The 20,282-nt window shown below is 68.1% G+C and carries 7 protein-coding genes, 1 pseudogene and 2 CRISPR repeat arrays; of the genes and pseudogenes, 4 read left to right on the top strand and 4 right to left on the bottom strand.

What is annotated here, in order from left to right; genetic code table 11:
- Nucleotides 1–72: 72 nt before the first annotated feature.
- From A6A40_RS19840 to A6A40_RS19825, 3 genes and pseudogenes are all read left to right on the top strand, one after another.
- Nucleotides 73–555 (top strand): annotated as a pseudogene (locus A6A40_RS19840) (transposase); the annotation flags it as partial.
- Nucleotide 556: 1 nt separating this feature from the next.
- A partial coding sequence (locus A6A40_RS19835) for an IS256 family transposase (RefSeq protein ID WP_108548039.1) occupies nucleotides 557–1,423 on the top strand: 867 nt, incomplete at its 5' end.
- Nucleotides 1,424–1,946: 523 nt separating this feature from the next.
- Complete coding sequence (locus A6A40_RS19825; RefSeq protein ID WP_146191598.1) at nucleotides 1,947–2,255, top strand: hypothetical protein; 309 nt, start codon at nucleotides 1,947–1,949, stop codon at nucleotides 2,253–2,255.
- 205 nt (nucleotides 2,256–2,460) lie between these two features.
- Here the strand turns inward: A6A40_RS19825 and A6A40_RS19820 are convergent, their stop codons facing one another.
- The 4 genes from A6A40_RS19820 to A6A40_RS32215 all read right to left on the bottom strand — a co-directional run bounded on the left by A6A40_RS19820 (nucleotide 2,461) and on the right by A6A40_RS32215 (nucleotide 15,170).
- Entirely contained in the window at nucleotides 2,461–3,510 is a 1,050-nt protein-coding gene (locus tag A6A40_RS19820; RefSeq protein ID WP_108547612.1) for a helix-turn-helix domain-containing protein, read from the bottom strand.
- A gap of 111 nt (nucleotides 3,511–3,621) precedes the next feature.
- Nucleotides 3,622–4,197, bottom strand: a complete 576-nt coding sequence (locus tag A6A40_RS19815) for an invasion associated locus B family protein (RefSeq protein WP_108547611.1) — start codon at nucleotides 4,195–4,197, stop codon at nucleotides 3,622–3,624.
- A 48-nt stretch (nucleotides 4,198–4,245) separates the two neighbouring features.
- On the bottom strand, nucleotides 4,246–6,054 hold the full coding sequence (locus tag A6A40_RS19810) for a ShlB/FhaC/HecB family hemolysin secretion/activation protein (protein ID WP_108547610.1): 1,809 nt from the start codon (nucleotides 6,052–6,054) through the stop codon (nucleotides 4,246–4,248).
- The gene (locus A6A40_RS32215; protein ID WP_108547609.1) at nucleotides 6,054–15,170 is read right to left on the bottom strand and encodes an MBG domain-containing protein; all 9,117 of its coding nucleotides are present in this window, start codon (nucleotides 15,168–15,170) and stop codon (nucleotides 6,054–6,056) included. The genes A6A40_RS19810 and A6A40_RS32215 overlap by 1 nt, the downstream gene beginning before the upstream one ends.
- A gap of 267 nt (nucleotides 15,171–15,437) precedes the next feature.
- Between A6A40_RS32215 and A6A40_RS19800 the strand changes: the two genes are divergently transcribed.
- Nucleotides 15,438–16,574, top strand: a complete 1,137-nt coding sequence (locus A6A40_RS19800; RefSeq protein ID WP_146191596.1) for a helix-turn-helix domain-containing protein — start codon at nucleotides 15,438–15,440, stop codon at nucleotides 16,572–16,574.
- Between the two features lie 56 nt (nucleotides 16,575–16,630).
- Nucleotides 16,631–17,978: a CRISPR direct-repeat array (repeat unit 32 nt; unit sequence GTTTCGATCCACGCCCCCGCGCGGGGGGCGAC).
- Between the two features lie 791 nt (nucleotides 17,979–18,769).
- A CRISPR array of direct repeats spans nucleotides 18,770–20,254; the repeat unit is 32 nt; unit sequence GTTTCGATCCACGCCCCCGCGCGGGGGGCGAC.
- Nucleotides 20,255–20,282: the final 28 nt, after the last annotated feature.

The raw sequence follows: 20,282 nt of genomic DNA, 5'->3' as shown, positions 1-20,282 counted from the left end.
GTCAACTGAGATGGTCCCCGTTTCCCGGACATTCGGCTAAGCTTGGTTCGCCCAGGAAGAAGGACGGACCCGATGACGGGGAAACGGAAGCGGTATTCGGCAGAGTTCAAGGCGAAGGTTGCGCTGGAGGCGATCCGGGGCGAGCTGACGGTGTCGCAGTTGGTTGCCAAGCACGGCGTACACCAGACGCTGATCAACGCCTGGAAGAAGCAGGCGATGGAGGGGATGGCCGGGGTGTTCTCCGGCAAGGCGGAAGCCGCTGAAACCAGCCATCAGGGCGAGGTGGAGAAGCTGCACGCAATGATCGGCCAGTTGGTGGTGGAGCGGGATTTTTTGCGCAAGGCCTCCGGTCGATGAGCATCGGTCGGAGGCGGGAGCTGGTCGAGGCGGATCATCCGCGCCTGTCGATCACCCGGCAGTGCGAGTTGGTTTCGATCAGCCGGTCCAGCTACTACGGACCGGCCAAAGGCGAGCCGGCCGAGAACCTTGAGTTGATGCGGCTGATCGACGGGCAGTTCCTGGAAACGCCTTGGTATGGCAGCCGGCAGATGACCCNGTCGATGACCTCGTCCAGGCACTCGGTATGACCGGCATCTCCAAGTCCCAGGTTTCGGCGCTGTGCCAGGAGATCGACACCCGGGTACAGTCCTTCTTGGAGCGTCCGCTGGAGGGGGACTGGCCGTACCTCTGGCTGGATGCCACCTACCTGAAGGTCCGCCAAGACGGCCGCATCGTCTCGATCGCCGCGATAATCGCCACCGGCGTCAATCAGGATGGGCGGCGCGAGATCCTCGGCCTTGGGCTGGGGCAATCGGAGGCGGCGATCTTCTGGATCGAGTTCCTGCGCGGCCTCGTACGGCGCGGGCTGAAAGGCGTGAAGCTGGTGATATCCGATGCCCATGAGGGGCTGAAGGCGGCGATCAGCCAAGTGCTGAGCGCCACCTGGCAACGTTGCCGTGTTCATTTCCTTCGTTCGCTGCTGTGCCATGTGCCCAAGGGGCAGCAGACCGTGGTGTCGGCCGCCGTGCGCCAAGTGTTCGTGCAGCCCGACCGCAAGATCGCCGGCGAGGTCTGGCGCCATGTCGCCGATCAGCTGCGGGCACGCTTCCCCAAGGTGGCGGCGCTGCTCGATGCCGCCGAGCACGATGTGCTCGCCTACATGGACTATCCAGAGGCACACCGCACCAAACTACACTCGACGAATCCTCTTGAACGTCTCAACAAGGAAGTGAAACGCCGCACGGATGTTGTTGGCATATTCCCAAATGAAGAAAGTGTTCGAAGGCTCGTCGGTGCGATCTTGCTGGAACAGAACGACGACTGGCAGCTTCAACACCGGTACCTGACGCTCGAAACCATGGCCGGTATCGCCGCCGCCGATGAGCCCGCTATCACACCGCTCCCCTCAACAAAGGCCGCCTGACCGACGACGCTCCTGACCACCTTCCAATTTCCACCACCTTGACGGACGTGACCCGCCTTCATCACGTCCCTCCGCGGTTCAATGCCCCGCGGAATAGCCTCGTTCAAGCACTCCATCCCTCAAGTCCCCTTCTCTCAAGGGGGGCAATTCCTCATGGCGCCAGGGGGGCAGTTTGACGTGTCGCCTGACAGTTTTGACCGGGCACGACCGGGCACGCCTTATTGGCCCATGCTGCCAACAGGCAAGCGCCTGGTCATCCTGACCGCGCGTGGCGATAACGGTTACGACGAAGGCGGACCGCTCGCCTCAACCAATCTGGTCGAGGCCGGGCTGAAAGTGCCACTGGCCTATCTTGGCGTGCATGATGCCCATACCGTCGCCATCGAATATGACGAGTTTGCCGACGAACGACTGGCAGCTTCGGTAACAGCGGCAGAGGCGGCAGTAGACGCTTTGGTGGACCACCTCACTCACCGGCCTGCTGGCGAGCGCGACCGAGCCCCCTCCCCTTCTGCACCCGAACATGGCCGAAATGTACAGGCAGCGGATCGCGGCTCTGCACGAACGCCTGCAGTCCGAGGAAACCAAGGCTGAAGCCGCCAGCATCCTCCGCGGTCTGGTCGACCGCATCACCCTGCAGCCCGCGAGGGCAAGGGGCTGGCAGATCGTGCTGCGCGGCGATCTGACGGCGATGCTGAGCTTTGCCGCGAACACGAAGAAGCCCGGCCTCCGTGGGGAGACCGGGCTTATCTGCGATCGAGGATCGCAAGCATCGTTGGTTGCGGGGGCGCGAAGCCACCGAGAATTGACTCTGCCGCCGGCGCCGATCTGATCGTCTCCTATCCTGTCCTTTGCCCGTCGCCAGCGACGCTTCCGACATGCCACAAGGACCGCTTCGGATCGTGTTGCGACGCATGGTGCAGGATCTTCTCTGGAGAAACGCCTCGGCATAGGCTCCCGGAACTGGTGCAAACGCGCCGATCCCGCACAACAGGCCAGTCATTGCGGGTCTTCAACAGAGTTGGTAACCAAATTGATCAGAGAACGGTGAGTTCGTGGAACCAGCGCTTGAACACATCGGTGGAGCCGGAAACCGGCTGGCGCAGGCGTTGCCCGGTGTCTCTGGCATCGCTGGGCGTCATTCCAAACGCCGACCTGAATGCACGGCTGAAGGCGGCTTCGGAGCGAAAGCCCCAGCGATGGGCAATCTCAGCAATGCGCTGGGACCGATGCGCCGCCGTCAGGTCGGCCAGGCTGCGATCCAGCCGCCTCCGCAGGATATGGGCGGCCACCCCGCCCAGCGGTTCGAACAAGCGGTACAGGGTTGGGCGGGAGAGGCCGAACGCTTCGGCGATCTGGGTCGCTCCAAACCCCGGATCGCCGAGATGCCCGTCAATGTAGCGTTTGATCTCCGCCATGCGGGACGCCTGCATCTCAGGCCGGACGAGGTCGAGCGCATTGACGGTCGGCCCCAGGCAACCAGCGATGAAGCTGGCTGCACCTTTGGTCACGGTCATGGCCTCGCGCGAAGACAGCTGGCCTGCCACCCGGTAGAGGGATTGGATGTGAGCGGACAGCAGGGAGCCGATCGAACTGCCACTGCGCAGCACCAGCCCATGAAGCTCATCCGGCGCGGCCACCAGCGGAGCCAGCATCTCCCGCGGCAAGCAGAGAGTCAGGGTGTCAACGTTGTAATCCACCGTGTGGACCGTCTGCGCCAGATCCAGGATGCAGACGTCGCCAGACCGCACGTCGACCTCGCGCCGCCCCATCGTCCCACAGGACCCACCCTTCACCTGCAGTTGGATCAGATAATGGTCGATGCCGCTGCGGGTGATCACCTGGGGGGTGCGGTGGAAGGTCTGCGTCACCGTTGTGCAGCGGCCGAGCAGCACGCCGCCCAGATGGTAAGTCTGTAGGCTGCCGCGAAAGCCGTCGAAATCGTCCTTCGGCAGGCTTATATCGAAGATCGGCGACATCTGGTCCCGCCACTGGCCGAATCCCTCCTCCGCCGGCATGGCCAGGCTGTCGAAGCGAAGAACCGGAGCCGTCACACCGGGTTCCGTCACATGGGCCGTATCGGACATCGGTCGCACTCAAACAATTCCCCTCCGAAAGGGGAAGCATTCGCATATGTCCTCTGTCAAGCATCAACGGGATGAGCATCCACAGGCGACACATGCCCCTCCTCACCACCGTTACTTGCCGGGAGCACTGCCGGCCGCGTAGGCGTTGCGCAACCCCTTCGCTGACATCGGCAGAGCCACCGACTTTCCCGCCCCGTCCGAGAAGCCGAGGCTGATCGGCTGCGTGGCGTTCGCCAGCGCGTCGAGGCTCTGCTTGGACAGCTCCGCTTCGGCAAGGCAGGATTGCAGGCAGCGCCGGAAGGTGAGCGATGCCACCTGCTTGTCGCCGACACGGATGGCGACGCCGGGCGGCAGCAGCACGCCGGCCGGCAGTTCGGCCAGGATCTTGTCCCCGGCGGCCCCGGTCGGTCGGCCGATCACGACCTGCGCAATGATCCGGCCGTCCGGCCCGGCGATCGTCTGCACGGTTTCGCACAGCTTCGTTTCCTTGGTGCCGTCGCGTTCGGCTTCGCAACGCACCAGCCAGTCGTCGTAATTGGCGGTCGTCCGGTTCGGCGCCGGAACGGGAGCCGGCTGCTGCGCCGCCGCGCCGCCTGCGGACAGCAGGATCACCAGCGGCAAGACGGCGCCCAGGAAAGCGGTGCCCCGGGAAATGGTGCCACGGAACACGGTGTTTCGGCGGGTCATGGTCACGATGCTCGATCGTCCTTTCAAGACGGGATGAGTGGTGGAGGATCAGTAGGTGGCGAAGACACGGAATTTCAGGTCGAAATGGCCGGCCTGCCGCTTGCCTTCGTCGGCCAGCGCGACCGCGGCGGTCAGGTTCGTCGTCACATGGTCCGCGACGCGATAGTCGACGCCGAGTCCGGTGCCCGCCAGGAACAGGTTCCGGCGCGCGCCGATGTCCTTTCCGGCCGCGCCGTCGACAAAGGCGAAGGGCTGGAGGATGTCGTCCCGGACCAGCGGAACGCCGGGCAGGCGCAGCTCGTTGCGCAGGATGATGCCGCGGTCGGCCGCCCCGTTCCCCAGGTCGTAGCCGCGCACGGCATAGAGCCCGCCGAGCACGATCTGTTCGGTGTCGGGCAGCGCCTGCCCGGCGAACTGCACCATCAATTCGTTGGTCAGGCTGATCCCTCCGCCAAGGTCGGTGCTGCGGTTCGCGACACCGGTTACATAGGCATAGCGCGCCTTCCGGACACGGCCGTTCGAAAAGGCGGTCCAGCCCGCATCGTCATTGTTGGCCATCACGCCGCCCGGATTGATCTTGCCGATCAGGCTCAGCGCCGTCGCTCCCAGCCGGTCGCTCCAGCTCCGGTCCCAACCGAGGCCGACCTGGACGACGTCCGCACGCGCCCGGCCGAGACCGGCGCCGTCGAAGAAGGTCCGGCGATCGAGCGTCTTGGCCTCGACCCCGGCCTGGACGTCGCCGAGATGGACACCGGGCAGCAGGCTGGACAGCGCGGCGCGGTAATAGACCGGCAGCTCGAAGAAATTGTTATCGGAGGTGAAGGAGCCGTTCCCCTGCCGCGTCGCCACGAAGTTCGGGCTGATCTCGATCGCCTGGCGGGCGGCGGTGGGCAGGACGAAGCGCGCCGAATGGCTGAGGTAATGGGCACGCTCGCCGTCGCCGGGGAAGAGGCGCCCGGCACCCGCGAACAGATCGCGCGATCCGGTGGTCTGCCACGACCCGTAGGCGTCGCCAAGCTGGGGAAGGCCGAAGCCGGCACCGAGGAAGAAGCGGTTGCGGTCGGTTTCCTGCGTGCCGGTGTTCGCATAGCCGGCGAAGACCTGCCACGGCTTCTGCGGTACCAGCTCCAGCGTCAGGTCGGAGCGGCCAAGGCCGTCGCCGGGAGAGAAGATGCCTTGGACGCGGCGGTAGGGGTAGCGGTTCAACCAGCGCAGATCCTCGTCGATCCGAGCCACCTCGATCCGGTCTCCCTCCACGCCGCGGATGCCGGCGGCAATGGCGGCGCCGCGCCCGTCACCCTGGCCGTCCGCCTCCCCCTGGATCGAGATTTTCCCCAGGGCGAATTCGATCACCCGCAGGGTCAGGGTGCCGGCGGTGACCTCCTGCGGCGGAATGCTGACCGACACGAAGGGATGGCCGGCCTCGCGGTAGACCCCGGCGATGGCGGCCTGCACATCGGCGATCAGCGCCATGGACAGCGGCTGCCCGATGAAGCCGGACAGGGCGCTGCGCAGATCGTCCCGCAGCGCCTGGTCGGATTCGGCACCGCCGATGCCGATCCGGCCGGTAAGGATCCCACCGGTGCCGACTTCCGACCCGACGTCTGCCCCGCCCGCCGATGGGACGGCGGCATCGCGGCCGATCAGCCTGATGGCGCTCAACTCGACGCCCAATGGTGTCCGGTCCGCCGCGGCCCCATTGCCGGGGTCGATCGAGAGCGTATTGGACGGTTCGGCCGGCCGGGGCGGCGGGTTGCGTTCGACCGGCAGGGATTGCGCCAGCACTCCCCCACCTGTCAGGGCAAGGGCGCCCAGCGCCAGGGCACCGAAGGACAAACGGATGACGGTTGCGGGCATCAGGGGGACTTCACACTCAGGAAGGTTCCGAGGAAGCGGTTGGCAGGATGCGGAAGCGAGGCGCAGCCCTCGCCGCCCGCGGCCCCGCAGACGTCTTGCGCGCCGTCCTTTCGGGTGTCGGCGACCTCTTGGCCGGTGACCTCCGACGCGGGCGCTGCCGACATGGAGGCCGGCGACGCGGAATCCGACGATTCTCCTGCTTCGGTCGGGCGGCCGGGGGGTGCGATGGCAGGTCCCGAGAGAGTGCCCGGTTCCATCAGGCGCGCCGGCAGGATGGCGGCCAGCCCGGATGGCTGGGGCGATACCGTCAGCAACCCCGGCGTGAAGCGCAGGTCGTAATTGTCCCCGGCGGTCAGGCCGCCCTGCGTGATGGCATAGGCTCCGGCCGGCGACGCCAGCGTCGCAAGGGTTTCCGGCAGGCCGTCGATCCGGTCGCCGTCCAGCGGCCCGGGGCCGACAATCCGGTAAGTCAGGGCCGGGTTGGCGGTGCCGGCCAGCCGGGCGGCATCGTCCGCCGCGACCGTCAGCGGCCTCCGGCCGATCGTCAGCCTGCCATCGGCATGGCGGATCAAATAGTTACCGCTGGCCACCCCCGACAGCGTCCCGCCCGCCGCCGTGATGCGGTAGCCGGCCCCGACCGCCGACCGCGAGCGGGCGTCGGTGGACAGGGTGACGCCCGACAGCAGCCCGTCGCCCTGGCCGTTCTTCCAACCCGTCACCGAATATCCCAACGCAGGCACGGCGTCGCCATAGACCATCGAGCCGTCGGTGGCCGTGACCGTCAGTAGGGCCGGCGTGACCGAAAAGGCTCCGCCGGCATGGCTGAGCCGGTAGTTGCCGGTCGCTGCACCCGACAGCGTCCCGCCCGCCGCCATGGTGCGGTAGCCGGTACCGACGTTCGAGAGGGAGGTCGCGTCGGTGGAGACCGCGACGCCAGAGAGCAGCCCGTCGCTCTGGCCGTTCTTCCAGCCGGACACGCTGTAGCCGAGCGCCGGTACGGCATCGCCATAGACCATGCTGCCGTCCGCCGCGGTCACCATCAGGGTGGCCGGTGTCACCGAGAAGGCGCCGTCCACACGGGCAAACGTATAGTTGCCGGCGGCAGCACCGGAGAGCGCCCCGCCCGCCGTCGTCGTGCGGTAGGCCGTCCCGACGTTCGACTGAGACGTTGCGTCCGTGGAAACCGTGACGCCGGACAGAAGTCCATCGGTCTGCCCGTTCTTCCAGCCCGCCACCGAATAGCCGGACAGCACCGGCACGGCGTCGCCATAGATCATGGTTCCGTCGGCCGCCGTCAGCGTCAGCGTGGCCGGCGTCACCGAAAGGCTGCCGTCCACATGGCGAAGCGTGTAGTTGCCGACGGCGCCGCCCGACAGCGTCCCGCCCGTCGCGGCGATGCGGTAGTCTCCGACATTCGATTGCGCGGTGGCGTCGGTCGAGACGCCAACCCCCGCCAGCAGGCTGTCGGTCTGACCGTTCTTCCAGCCCGCCACGCTGTAGTCCAGACCCGGCACGGCGTCGCCATAGACCATCGCGCGGCTGCCGGCCGTCACCGTCAGGATGGCCGGCGTCACCGAGAAGCTGCCGCCGACATGGTCCAGCGTGTAATTGCCGGCGGCGGCCCCCGACAGCGTCCCGCCCGTCGTGGTCGTGCGGTAGGAGGTGCCGACATTCGACAGGGAGGTGGCGTCGGTGGAGGCGGTCACGTCGGACAGCAGCCCGTCGCCCTGGCCGTTCCTCCAGCCCGATGCCGTATAGCCCAGCACCGGAACGGCGTCGCCATACACCATCGTGCTGTTGGCCGCCGTCACCGTCAGCGTGGCAGGCGTCACAGAGAAGCCACCGTCCACACGGCTGAAGCTGTAGTTGCCGGCGGCGGCACCCGACAGCATTCCGCCCGTCGTCATCGTGCGGTAGGAGGTCCCGACGTTCGACTGCGATGTGGCATCGGTCGAGACGGTCACGCCCGACAGCAGCGCGTCGGTCTGGCCGTTCTTCCAGCCCGCCACCGAATAGCCGGTCAGTGTCGGCACGGCGTCGCCATAGACCATGGTGCCACCAGCCGCAGTCAGCGTCAGGGTGGCAGGCGTCACCGAAAAGGCACCGTCCACACGGTTGAAGCTGTAGTTGCCGGATGCGGCACCCGACAGCGTGCCACCCGCCGTCACGGTCCGGTAGGAAGTGCCGACATTCGAGGTGGAGGTGGCGTCGGTCGAGGCGGTCACACCCGACAGAAGCGCGTCGGTTTGGCCGTTCTTCCAGCCCGTCACGCTGTAGCCGGTCAGCGTCGGCACGGCGTCGCCATAGACCATCGTGCCACCGGCCGCCGTCACCGTCAGGGTGGCCGGCGTCACCGCAAAGGCCCCGTCCGCACAGGCAATCGTATAGTTGCCGGAAGCGGCACCGGAGAGCGTCCCACCCGTCGCCGTGGTGCGGTAGGAGGTGCCGACATTCGAGGTGGAGGTGGCGTCGGTCGAGACGGTCACGCCCGTCAGCAGCTCATCGGTCTGCCCGTTCTTCCAGCCGGACAGGCTGTAGCCCAGCGTCGGCACGGCGTCGCCGTAGACCATCGTGCCGTCCGACGCCGTCACCGTCAGGGTGGCCGGCGTCACCGAGAAGGCGCCGTCCGCACGGGCAATCGTGTAGTTGCCGGTGGCAGCACCGGAGAGCGCGCCACCCGCCGTCATGGTCCGATAGGCGGTGCCGACATTCGAGGCGGAGGTAGCGTCCGTGGAAACCGTGACGCCCGAAAGCAGGGCGTCGGTCTGGCCGTTCTTCCAGCCCGCCACCGAATAGCCGGTCAGCGTCGGCACGGCGTCGCCGTAGACCATCGTGCCGCCGGCCGCCGTCACCGTCAGCGTGGCGGGCGTAACCGAGAAGCCGCCGTCCACACGGGCAACCGTGTAATTGCCGGTGGCAGCACCGGAGAGCGTCCCGCCCGCCGTCATCGTCCGATAGGTGGTGCCGACGTTCGATTGAGATGTCGCGTCCGTGGAAACCGTGACGCCCGAAAGCAGGGCGTCGGTCTGGCCGTTCTTCCAGCCCGCCACCGAATAGCCGGTCAGCGTCGGCACGGCGTCGCCATAGACCATCGTGCCGCCGGCCGCCGTCACCGTCAGGGTGGCCGGCGTCACCGAGAAGGCCCCGTCCGCACGGGCTATCGTATAGTTGCCGGTGGCGGCACCGGAGAGCGTCCCGCCCGCCGTCATCGTGCGGTAGGCCGTCCCGACATTCGACTGAGATGTCGCGTCCGTGGAAACCGTGACGCCAGACAGCAGCCCGTCGCCCTGTCCGTTCTTCCAGCCCGACACCGAATAGCCGGTCAACGCCGGCACGGTGTCGCCATAGATCATCGTGCCGTCTGACGCCGTCAGCGTCAGGGTGGCCGGCGTCACCGAAAAGGCGCCGCCCACATGGCTGAGCGTGTAGTTGCCGGCGGCGGCCCCCGACAGCGTGCCACCCGTCGCCGTGGTGCGGTAGGAGCTGCCGACATTCGAAGCGGAGGTCGCATCGGTCGAGACGGTCACGCCCGACAACAGGGCGTCGGTCTGGCCGTTCTTCCAGCCGGACAGGCTGTAGCCCAATGTCGGCACGGCGTCGCCGTAGACCATCGTGCTGTCCGATGCCGTCACCGTCAGGGTGGCGGGCGTCACCGAGAAGGCCCCGTCCGTACGGGCAATCGTGTAGTTGCCGGTGGCCGCCCCCGACAGCGTCCCGCCCGCCGTCATCGTGCGATAGGTGGTCCCGACATTCGAGGCGGAGGTGGCGTCGGTCGAAACCGTGATGCCCGACAGCAGCGCGTCGGTCTGGCCGTTCTTCCAGCCCGCCACCGTATAGCCGGTCAGCGCCGGCACGGTGTCGCCATAGACCATCGTGCCGTCGGATGCCGTCACCGTCAGGGTGGCCGGCGTCACCGAGAAGGCCCCATCCGTACGGGCAATCGTGTAGTTGCCGGTGGCGGCACCCGACAGCGTCCCGCCCGCCGTCATGGTGCGGTAGGAGGTGCCGACATTCGAGGTTGAGGTGGCGTCGGTCGAGACGGTCACGCCCGACAGCAGCGCGCCGGTCTGGCCATTCTTCCAGCCCGTGACCGTAAACCCCGTCAGCGTCGGTACGGCGTCGCCATAGACCATCGTGCCGCCGTCGGCCGTCAGCGTCAGGGTGGCCGGCGTCACCACGGCGCCGACATTCACCACGCGGGCCGCCCCGCCGAGGCCGAAGCTGCCGGTCACCCCCGACGCGTCCACGAGGTTCAGGTAGGTCCCGACATTGGCGCCGGCCGCCAGGGTGCTGGTCGCCCCGCCGCTGATCCGGTTCCACACCGACCCGCCGAGCACGGCGATGGGTACAGTCGCCGGATCGTCGCCATAGACGGTGTTGTGGACGATGCCGACCGCGCCGGACACGCCGAACAGCAGCGGCGCTCCGGTGCCGTCAGCCGGCGCCCAAGCCAGGGCGTCGAGGCCGCTGAAGCTGCTCGCGTCGCGCATCTGCGCGCCGGTCAGCCCGGTCATGCCGGTGACGGCCCCGGCCCCCGCGCCGGCCGCCCGGCCGCTGGACTCGGTGTTCCAATAGGACAGCGTGACGGTGCCGTCGTTGCGTCCGGCCAGCCCGCCGAGCGCGGTGCCTTGCCCGGCCACGGCGCCGGTGGCGTAGGACTGGGCGATGCTGCCGCCCGTCCCGTTGGTCCCGGCCAGCCCGCCGACCCGGTCGCCCTGCCCGGTGACCGCGCCGGTGGCGTAGGTCTGCAGGATGCTGCCGTCATTGACGCCGGCCAGCCCGCCGACGCCGTCGCCCTGTCCGGCCACCGTGCCGGCGGCATAGGATTGGCGGATGGTGCCGCTGTTGCTGCCCGCCAACCCGCCGGTGCCGGCCCCTTGTCCGGTCACGCCGGCGCGGGAGAAGGACTGGAGGATGGTGCCGCCGTTGGTCCCGGCGATGGCGCCGACCCGGTTCCCGCCGGTGACGGCGCCGGTCGCATCGAGGCCGACATTGCTCACCATGCCGCCGGTGCCGATCTTGCCGAACAGGCCGACATCGTCGCTCGCCGGCCGGTTGATCGTCAGCCCGCGGATCAGATGGCCGCGCCCGTCGAAGCTGCCGGTGAAGCCGGCGCCCGCCAGCGGGGCGAAGCCGCCCGTCCCCCAGATGCCGGCGGCATCGGCGCCCGACGTAGCCTGGGCGTCGATGTCGGCGTCGAGCCGGTAGGAGCCTGTCGGGTTCGCATCGATCAGCTGGAGCTGGTGGAGGTTGGTGATGGCTGCGATGCCGTCGCTTCCGGCCTTCGCCGCCTCCCACCGGCCGATGGGCCGCATGTCCCCGGACTGGTACCAGTCCTTGGTGAAATCCCAGCCGACATAGGAGGATGCCTGACGCGCCTCGGCGGTGGTCAACCCGGTCAGGCCGGTCACCACCTTGTTGCCGACGCCGTTCTGCTGTCCGCTGGTCTGCGTGTCCCAATAGGAGTTGGTGATGGTGCCTTGAGTATGCTCGCCGATGAAGCCGCCGACGTTGGTGGCTCCTGTCACACTGCCGGAGGCATAGGACTGATCGATCCCTGCATAACTTCTTCCGACAAGCCCTCCAGCCCGATTCCCTGCCGCAGTGACCGATGCGACCGCGTAAGATCGTTTGATCCGGTCCAAGGGGGACTGTGAATTTCCAACAAGACCGCCAACAATACTTTGACCAGAAACACTTCCATTGAAGTAGGAGTTTTCGATAGACACTCCACCTTCAATAGATCCTACAAGACCTCCAACAAAAAGCTGTCCGGAAAAATGACCATTGGTAACTCCTATATTTTTGATAATGGTATTATTATTAATAAACCCAACTGCTTGGCCAAATAATCCGACGTACCGCTCATTTGGACGATTGATGAATAGTCCTTTGATTACATGGCCGTCTCCATCGAAGTTTCCTTGAAATCTGACGATTAAGTTCCCAATCGGATAAAATCCGCGCTCACCCCAAATGCCCGCGGGGTTGGTGCCCGCGGTTTCGGACGCGTCGATGTCCATGGCCAACCGATAGCTGCCCTTGGGATATTCGGTCCAGCCATCGCTCGCGTTTATCAGGACAAGCTGATGCAGATTGCTGACGACCCTGTAGCCGTCCGCTCCTGTCCTGGCCGCCTCCCATACCCCGATGGGCCTGAAGTCCGGGCCTATATCGAAGAGATTCGAGTACCATTTGTAAGCTCCGTAGCTGAAATAATTGCCGTCCGCTACGGTGCTTGAATCCCGGATCTCGTCTGATGTCAGGCCTCTCAGTCCGGTGGTCGTACCGGTGCCGACGCCGACTCCACTCCCGAGACCGGTGGTCTGCGTGTCCCAAAAGGACCATTCGACCGTGCCGCTGTTGGCACCAATCAGGCCGCCGGCATCCTGCCCCGTCACGGCGCCGGTGGCGTAGCTCTCGGTCACCGTGCCGCCATTGTCGCCGATCAGGCCGCCGACCGTCCTCGTTCCCGTCACGCTGCCCAGGGCGTAGGCTTCGGTCACCGACCCGGCGGTCATCCGTCCGACCAGGCCGCCCGCCTGATCGCCCCCCGCCGTCACGGCGCCGCTGGCATAGGCCTGGAGGATCGTCCCGCTGTTGCTGCCCACCAGTCCGCCGACAGCACCACCCTGTGCCGTCACCGCGCCGGTGGCGAAGGACTGGCCGACCGTCCCGGCGTTGCTGCCGACCAGCCCGCCGACCTCGCCGCCCCGCCCGGTCACCGTGCCGGTGGCCGACGCCCAGTTCACCGTCCCGGCGTTGCTGCCGGCCAGGGCTCCCACCCGGTTCGCCCCCAGCACGCTGCCGCCGACCATGCGGACGTCCCGCACCACGCCGCCGGCGCCGACGACGCCGAACAGGCCGACATCATTGCTGCCCGGCCGGTTGATCGTCAGCCCGTCGATGGCATGATCCCGGCCGTCGAACCGCCCTGTGAAGGGGGTGGCGGCGCTGCCCAGCGGGGCGAAGCCGGCGCCGCTGTTCCAGCCGGCGGTGGCCTGCGCGTCGATGTCGCGGCCCAGCGCGTAGGTGCCCGCCAGATTGCTGGCGATGGCCTGCAAATTCTCCGCCGAGTTCACCAGCATGAAGCCGGTCACCGCCGTGCCCGCCCCGGCGATGCCGGAATAGTCGGTCGGCGCGGTGTAGGCGGTGGGATTGTAGAGGATGGACGCTCCGCCGGAGGCTGTGACGGTGGCCCCCGCGTCAAACCGCACCGTTCCCGTCCCGATGCCGCCGTAATCCGACCACAGCACCACCTGCGCACCGCGCATGGCGGCGCTCACCGTGACGTCGCGCTTGGCCAGCAGCGAAAGGTTGGATCTGGTTTCGCCGGTGACGGCCGCATTCACCGCGATGTCGCGGCCGGCCTTCAGCACGATCATGCCCTCGTCGCCCTGGGCGGTGAGGGCGGCATTCACCGTGATGTCCCGGTCCGCCGACAGGGTGAGCATCGTCGGCTGGTTCCAGGTGAGCGGTGCCGCCACCGTGATGTCGCCGGCCTGGGTGCCGCCCTCCCCCGTCGTTACCAGGACATTGGCCCAATCCAGCGCCGACTTCAGCGTATTCACGTTCAGAACGCTGTCGTTGCCGCTGGCGCTGAAGCCGGACATCCCGCTGTCGGCGGCATCGGAGATGGTCAGGTTGTAGGGGTCGAGCAGCAGCGTGCCGAAGCCCGCCGTCCCGCGCAGGTCCGCCGTGCCGGTGAAGGCCAGACGCGCCTTGCCCGACACCTCCGCGTCGCCGCCCTTGCCGGCGCCCCGCGCCGAAACCGCTCCGGCGAAGGCGGTGTCGCGGTCGGACCACACGACCACCTGGCCGCCATCCCCCCGCGTGCCATCGGCGCGGAGTTGCGCCCCCGCCTCCACCGTGACCGTCCGCGCCGTCGCCACCGGCTCGGCCAGATAGCGCGTCGCCGCGGTCCGCCCGCCCTGGTAGTCGCCGCCGACCAGCAGCGTGCCACCCGAGGCGCCCGACACGTCCAGCGCCGCCTTGCCGGTCAGCACCACCGCCTTGCCGGTCGCCACCAGCGTCCCGCCGGCCCCGGTCGTTCCCGAGGCGTCCAGCTTGCCGGAAACCGTCACCGATCCGCCGGAGACGCGGATGTCGCCGCCCGCCCGCTCCGGCCGGCGTGAGGGGCGCGCTTCCCGCTTGGCGCCCTTCCCTGCGCTCTCCGCCTTCGTGCTGTCCGGCTTCGCCGCGTCGGGGCGCCGGCTCTCCTCACCGGTCCGGCGCTGCGCCACCACCGGGCTCTCGACGATGACGCTGCCGCCGTCGCCGGCCGTCAGGAAGACGCGCCCGTCCCGCTTGGCGACGCCCGTCGCCTTGACCACACCGCCGGTGTTGCCAGCCAGCGCATAGACGCTGCCGCCATTGGCTCGCATCTCGGCATTTGCCCCCGCCAGCGTGCCGGCATTGACCGCTTCCGTGTCGGACCCGCCGACCTTGACCGCGAAGCGCCCATCGGCGTCGGCCGTCTCCTTCGCCAGCACCTCGTAGCCGGCCAGCAGCGCCGCCGTTCCCTTCGGCGCCGAGAGCTTGCCCTCGTTGCGCACGGAGCGGGCGATCAGCGCCACGTCGCCGCCGCGCGAGGCGATGGTCCCCAGATTGACCACGGCGGCCTTGGAGTCCCCGGCGAAGGTCAGGTCGCGCTGGGCGGCGAAGGCCGCATCGGAAACATCGTGGGTGGAGGCGTAGAAGCCGCCGCCGGTATCGACCCGCCCCTCCTTGCCGACGACGATGCCGGCGCGGTTGACCAGATAGACCGAGCCGGTGGCGGTCAGCGAACCGTCGATGCGGGAGGGCAGATTGCCGGTAACGCGGTTGAGGGTGGCGCCGGCGCCGTTCTCGACATGCACGGATTTGCCGCTGCCGATGGAGAAGCCCTGCCATTCGACGGTGCCGGTGCGCGATCCCTGTTCGACCCGCAGGCCGCCGGGCTGTTCGACGATGCGCCCGGCCCCAGCGGTGAACCGCCCGCCGGTCGGCAGCGCCTCCTCTGCCGCCGCGGAGTGCAGCGGAGTGAGCGCCGTACAGCTCATCAAGGCGAACAGCAGGCCGCTCCGGCCGATGAACTGTCCGGTGGAACGCAGCCGCCTGCCGGTCGAATGTCCCATGCCTCTGACGCCAACCTCTGTCGGGTGGGCGGCGAAGGGGGCGCGTCCGGTGCACGCGGCGTAGAGGCAGCCACGTCCCGGCGACCCATCGGCCCACGGTAATTTTTTTAATCGAGGGCGCAATTTACCGGATCGTCCAGGGTTACACTCGTCGATCCGTCCCAAAGATTTGACATTGCGTCTCAATACGGGAGTTCGGGCCGGCGGCGGGGGAGCGGGCTAAACCGCGACCTTGCAGGCGATGACGGACGCCTGCTATCGACACCGGTGTCGGTCGCGCGGCGAGGCTTCGGAACCATGAGGCAAGTCATCACGATGGGACCCCGTGAGGCGGCGGAACGCCGGCCGATTCCGACTCTGTCTTTCGATCCGCAGGAGAGCACGGGCCGGGCCGGCTTCACCCGGTGGCGCGACCTGCTGTCGATCCTCTTCGAAGCGGAACCGGCTGGCGCGGCGGACGAGACCGGCCTCGCCGGATCGGCGACGGCCTTCCATCTCGGGAGCCTTCTCATGCTGCGGATCGGCGGGCCGGCAATGACCCTGCGCCGCACCAACGCCACCGTCGCACGAGGCGCCTTGGACCATTGCATGGTTACGCTCTATCTTGAGGGCGGCTGCACCGTCTCGAAGGGGGGGAGTACGGTCGCAATGCGCACCGGCGACATCGGATTCCTGAATTTGGGGTGCCCCGTCACCGTCGAGACCTCCGCGTTCCAACTGCTGGCCCTGGTGATCCCCCGGGACGGGCTGGCCCCCCTGGTCAAGGTGCCGGAAGCCCTGCATGGGCTGGTGCTGCCTGCGGATTCGGCGGTCGGGATGCTCCTGAACGACCATTTGCGCACGCTGGACGCGCAGCTTCCCGCTCTGGACGCCCCCGCGGCGATGGCGGTCGCCGACGGAATCGCCGGGCTGATCGCCGCATGCGTCGGATCGGCGATCGACACCCGCAATCCGGTCGATGAACCGCGGGGGGCGCTGCTCGACCGAATCAAGGAGTTCATCGAGATGAAGCTCGAAGCTCCCGAACTCGGGACCGCCCTCATCTGCGACAGCTTCGGCCTGTCGCGCTCGGCTCTCTATCGGCTGTTCGAACCGCTGGGCGGGGTGGCGAAACATGTGCGGGACCGGCGGCTGGCGCGGGCACTGGATGATCTGGTGACCCCCCGGCGGGACCGCCCGCGGATCGTCGACATCGCCTACCACTGGGGTTTCGGCTCCGAAGCCTCGTTCATCCGGGCCTTCCGGACCAATTACGGCATGTCGCCCGGCGAAGCACGGGAAACGGCCGGGTATGTGCGATGGACCTCCCGGAAGGACGCCGCGGCGATCGAGCGCGTCCTTCATCGCTGGATGCGTTCGCTGACGCCGCAGGCGTCACAATGCGGAGCGATCCGGCGGAGTTGACCGTCCTGTCAGCTTGGTTGACCGGGGTTGCGGGCCCGGGCGCGAATGCCGTTCGCGTTTCGATCCACGCCCCCGCGTAGGGGGCGACCGTCTGCGCCTGCGGTGCCGCGCTTGGCTCCTGTGTTTCGATCCACGCCCCCGCGTAGGGGGCGACCCCTCGCCCGACGCGCCGGCATGGCGCTCGAACAGGTTTCGATCCACGCCCCCGCGTGGGGGGCGACCCAAGGTCAAGTCCGAGGTTGACAAGGCCATGCTGTTTCGATCCACGCCCCCGCGCGGGGGGCGACGCAAATGCTTGGCGACGAGGCGAACGTCTTCAATGTTTCGATCCACGCCCCCGCGCGGGGGGCGACAGGCGACGATGACCAACCTGACGAACATCATGCAGTTTCGATCCACGCCCCCGCGCGGGGGGCGACGTGGGGGTGGGTACTGGCCCTTCAACACTGCAATGTTTCGATCCACGCCCCCGCGCGGGGGGCGACGCCGGATCGCCCGCATGGAGCGCCCCGAGTGGAAGTTTCGATCCACGCCCCCGCGCGGGGGGCGACGGGCGGGCAATACCTACCGCTACCGCGCCAGCGAGTTTCGATCCACGCCCCCGCGCGGGGGGCGACTTGTCGGCCGCCAGTATATCGACGAGTTCGGATTTGTTTCGATCCACGCCCCCGCGCGGGGGGCGACGGACGTGGGGCGCGGCGAATGACCGGTGGGGCGGGTTTCGATCCACGCCCCCGCGCGGGGGGCGACATAGCCGTCCCGCGGCATCTCGACGGGTTGACTGTTTCGATCCACGCCCCCGCGCGGGGGGCGACTCGCTCCGTCCGCTTCTGGCGGCGCGCTGACGCTGTTTCGATCCACGCCCCCGCGCGGGGGGCGACGAAGCCGCCGCTGAGTTAGCCCGCGTCTGCCATGTTTCGATCCACGCCCCCGCGCGGGGGGCGACGAAGATCGAGGGTGTTTGGAAGATGGCAGGCGTGTTTCGATCCACGCCCCCGCGCGGGGGGCGACGCTTGGCGCCGGCCGTGGTGTCGATGACCATCTGTTTCGATCCACGCCCCCGCGCGGGGGGCGACCAACGTCGAAGGTCAGGCCCGGCACCGCGGGGAGTTTCGATCCACGCCCCCGCGCGGGGGGCGACGGCGGCGAAGCTCTTGCCGGTGGCCGACAGCGTGTTTCGATCCACGCCCCCGCGCGGGGGGCGACTCATCGAGTGGACAACCCTGGTGATCGGCAAGGTGTTTCGATCCACGCCCCCGCGCGGGGGGCGACGGCCGGCATCGGCGGCAACGAAATACCTGCCAGTGTTTCGATCCACGCCCCCGCGCGGGGGGCGACCAGAGGATGTTGACAGGTACGTCAAGGTGCCGCTGTTTCGATCCACGCCCCCGCGCGGGGGGCGACAACCAAACCGAATAGTTCTACTGTGTCATAGAGAAGGACTGGAGGATGGTGCCGCCGTTGGTCCCGGCGATGGCGCCGACCCGGTTCCCGCCGGTGACGGCGCCGGTCGCATCGAGGCCGACATTGCTCACCATGCCGCCGGTGCCGATCTTGCCGAACAGGCCGACATCGTCGCTCGCCGGCCGGTTGATCGTCAGCCCGCGGATCAGATGGCCGCGCCCGTCGAAGCTGCCGGTGAAGCCGGCGCCCGCCAGCGGGGCGAAGCCGCCCGTCCCCCAGATGCCGGCGGCATCGGCGCCCGACGTAGCCTGGGCGTCGATGTCGGCGTCGAGCCGGTAGGAGCCTGTCGGGTTCGCATCGATCAGCTGGAGCTGGTGGAGGTTGGTGATGGCTGCGATGCCGTCGCTTCCGGCCTTCGCCGCCTCCCACCGGCCGATGGGCCGCATGTCCCCGGACTGGTACCAGTCCTTGGTGAAATCCCAGCCGACATAGGAGGATGCCTGACGCGCCTCGGCGGTGGTCAACCCGGTCAGGCCGGTCACCACCTTGTTGCCGACGCCGTTCTGCTGTCCGCTGGTCTGCGTGTCCCAATAGGAGTTGGTGATGGTGCCTTGAGTATGCTCGCCGATGAAGCCGCCGACGTTGGTGGCTCCTGTCACACTGCCGGAGGCATAGGACTGATCGATCCCTGCATAACTTCTTCCGACAAGCCCTCCAGCCCGATTCCCTGCCGCNCCTGCAATTGCGAACTTTATGACACAGTAGAAATAGGGGCTTGGCGTGAGTAAGAAGTTTCGATCCACGCCCCCGCGCGGGGGGCGACTTCGGCGTGGGCGCCGGATAGTGCGCGGCTGCGAGTTTCGATCCACGCCCCCGCGCGGGGGGCGACCGCAGATCGTCCAGCTTAGCGACAAGCTGGACAAGTTTCGATCCACGCCCCCGCGCGGGGGGCGACTCGAGACGCATACCGCCCCGCCGCTGTGGCTGTACGTTTCGATCCACGCCCCCGCGCGGGGGGCGACCATCTTCCAGGCGCTGCGCGACCAGCCGGGCGCAGTTTCGATCCACGCCCCCGCGCGGGGGGCGACCCGGGGTGATCAAGGATCTCTCGACGGCGATGAAGTTTCGATCCACGCCCCCGCGCGGGGGGCGACGCCGCCGGGCTTAATGTCAGCGTGCAGTTTTTGGTTTCGATCCACGCCCCCGCGCGGGGGGCGACCGACAGGCGATGTATTTGACATGACTGCAACGGTGTTTCGATCCACGCCCCCGCGCGGGGGGCGACCCGTGCTTCTGGTTGTTCGTGCAGTTCGTAAACGTTTCGATCCACGCCCCCGCGCGGGGGGCGACCCTTCTTCCTGCCGTCGATTGTCCATCGGGCAGGGTTTCGATCCACGCCCCCGCGCGGGGGGCGACTTAAGGCCGACGGCGTGGTTGGCCCCCGCACGGCGTTTCGATCCACGCCCCCGCGCGGGGGGCGACCTATGGGCTTGGACGCCTGAACCCGTAGGTGGTAGTTTCGATCCACGCCCCCGCGCGGGGGGCGACGTGCGCGCCGCTGCCCGCGCTCTTGTGCAGGCGATGTTTCGATCCACGCCCCCGCGCGGGGGGCGACCTATGGGCTTGGACGCCTGAACCCGTAGGTGGTAGTTTCGATCCACGCCCCCGCGCGGGGGGCGACGGTGAGTTCACCCGCCGCACCGCCGGACCGCAGACGTTTCGATCCACGCCCCCGCGCGGGGGGCGACGGCGGGCAATACCTACCGCTACCGCGCCAGCGATGTTTCGATCCACGCCCCCGCGCGGGGGGCGACTCCATCGCCCATGTTATTGGCTGGCTGAATAGCGGTTTCGATCCACGCCCCCGCGCGGGGGGCGACAGCCCCGCGGCAACCCACCCCCGCAAGGAGTGGAGTTTCGATCCACGCCCCCGCGCGGGGGGCGACCGCCATCTCCTTTGACGTGCGAATACCATAGGTCGTTTCGATCCACGCCCCCGCGCGGGGGGCGACGATGTGGCGTCCGCCGGGGCACCTCCTTTGTACCAGTTTCGATCCACGCCCCCGCGCGGGGGGCGACTGACCGCCCCTCTCTCCTGAAGGACACGCACATGTTTCGATCCACGCCCCCGCGCGGGGGGCGACTCTCGCCACGCTCCGGCTTCTTCGCATCGGCCAGGTTTCGATCCACGCCCCCGCGCGGGGGGCGACGGCTGGCCGTTGCCGGTGCCGCTGGCGTGGTGACGTTTCGATCCACGCCCCCGCGCGGGGGGCGACGACCAATCAGTATCTACTTGTCCAAGCA

Origin of the sequence: Azospirillum humicireducens, assembly GCF_001639105.2 — a bacterium.
Lineage (GTDB): Bacteria > Pseudomonadota > Alphaproteobacteria > Azospirillales > Azospirillaceae > Azospirillum > Azospirillum humicireducens.
The sequence above is the reverse complement of the archived record's forward strand: the minus strand, read 5'-3'. Positions and strand labels throughout refer to the sequence as shown.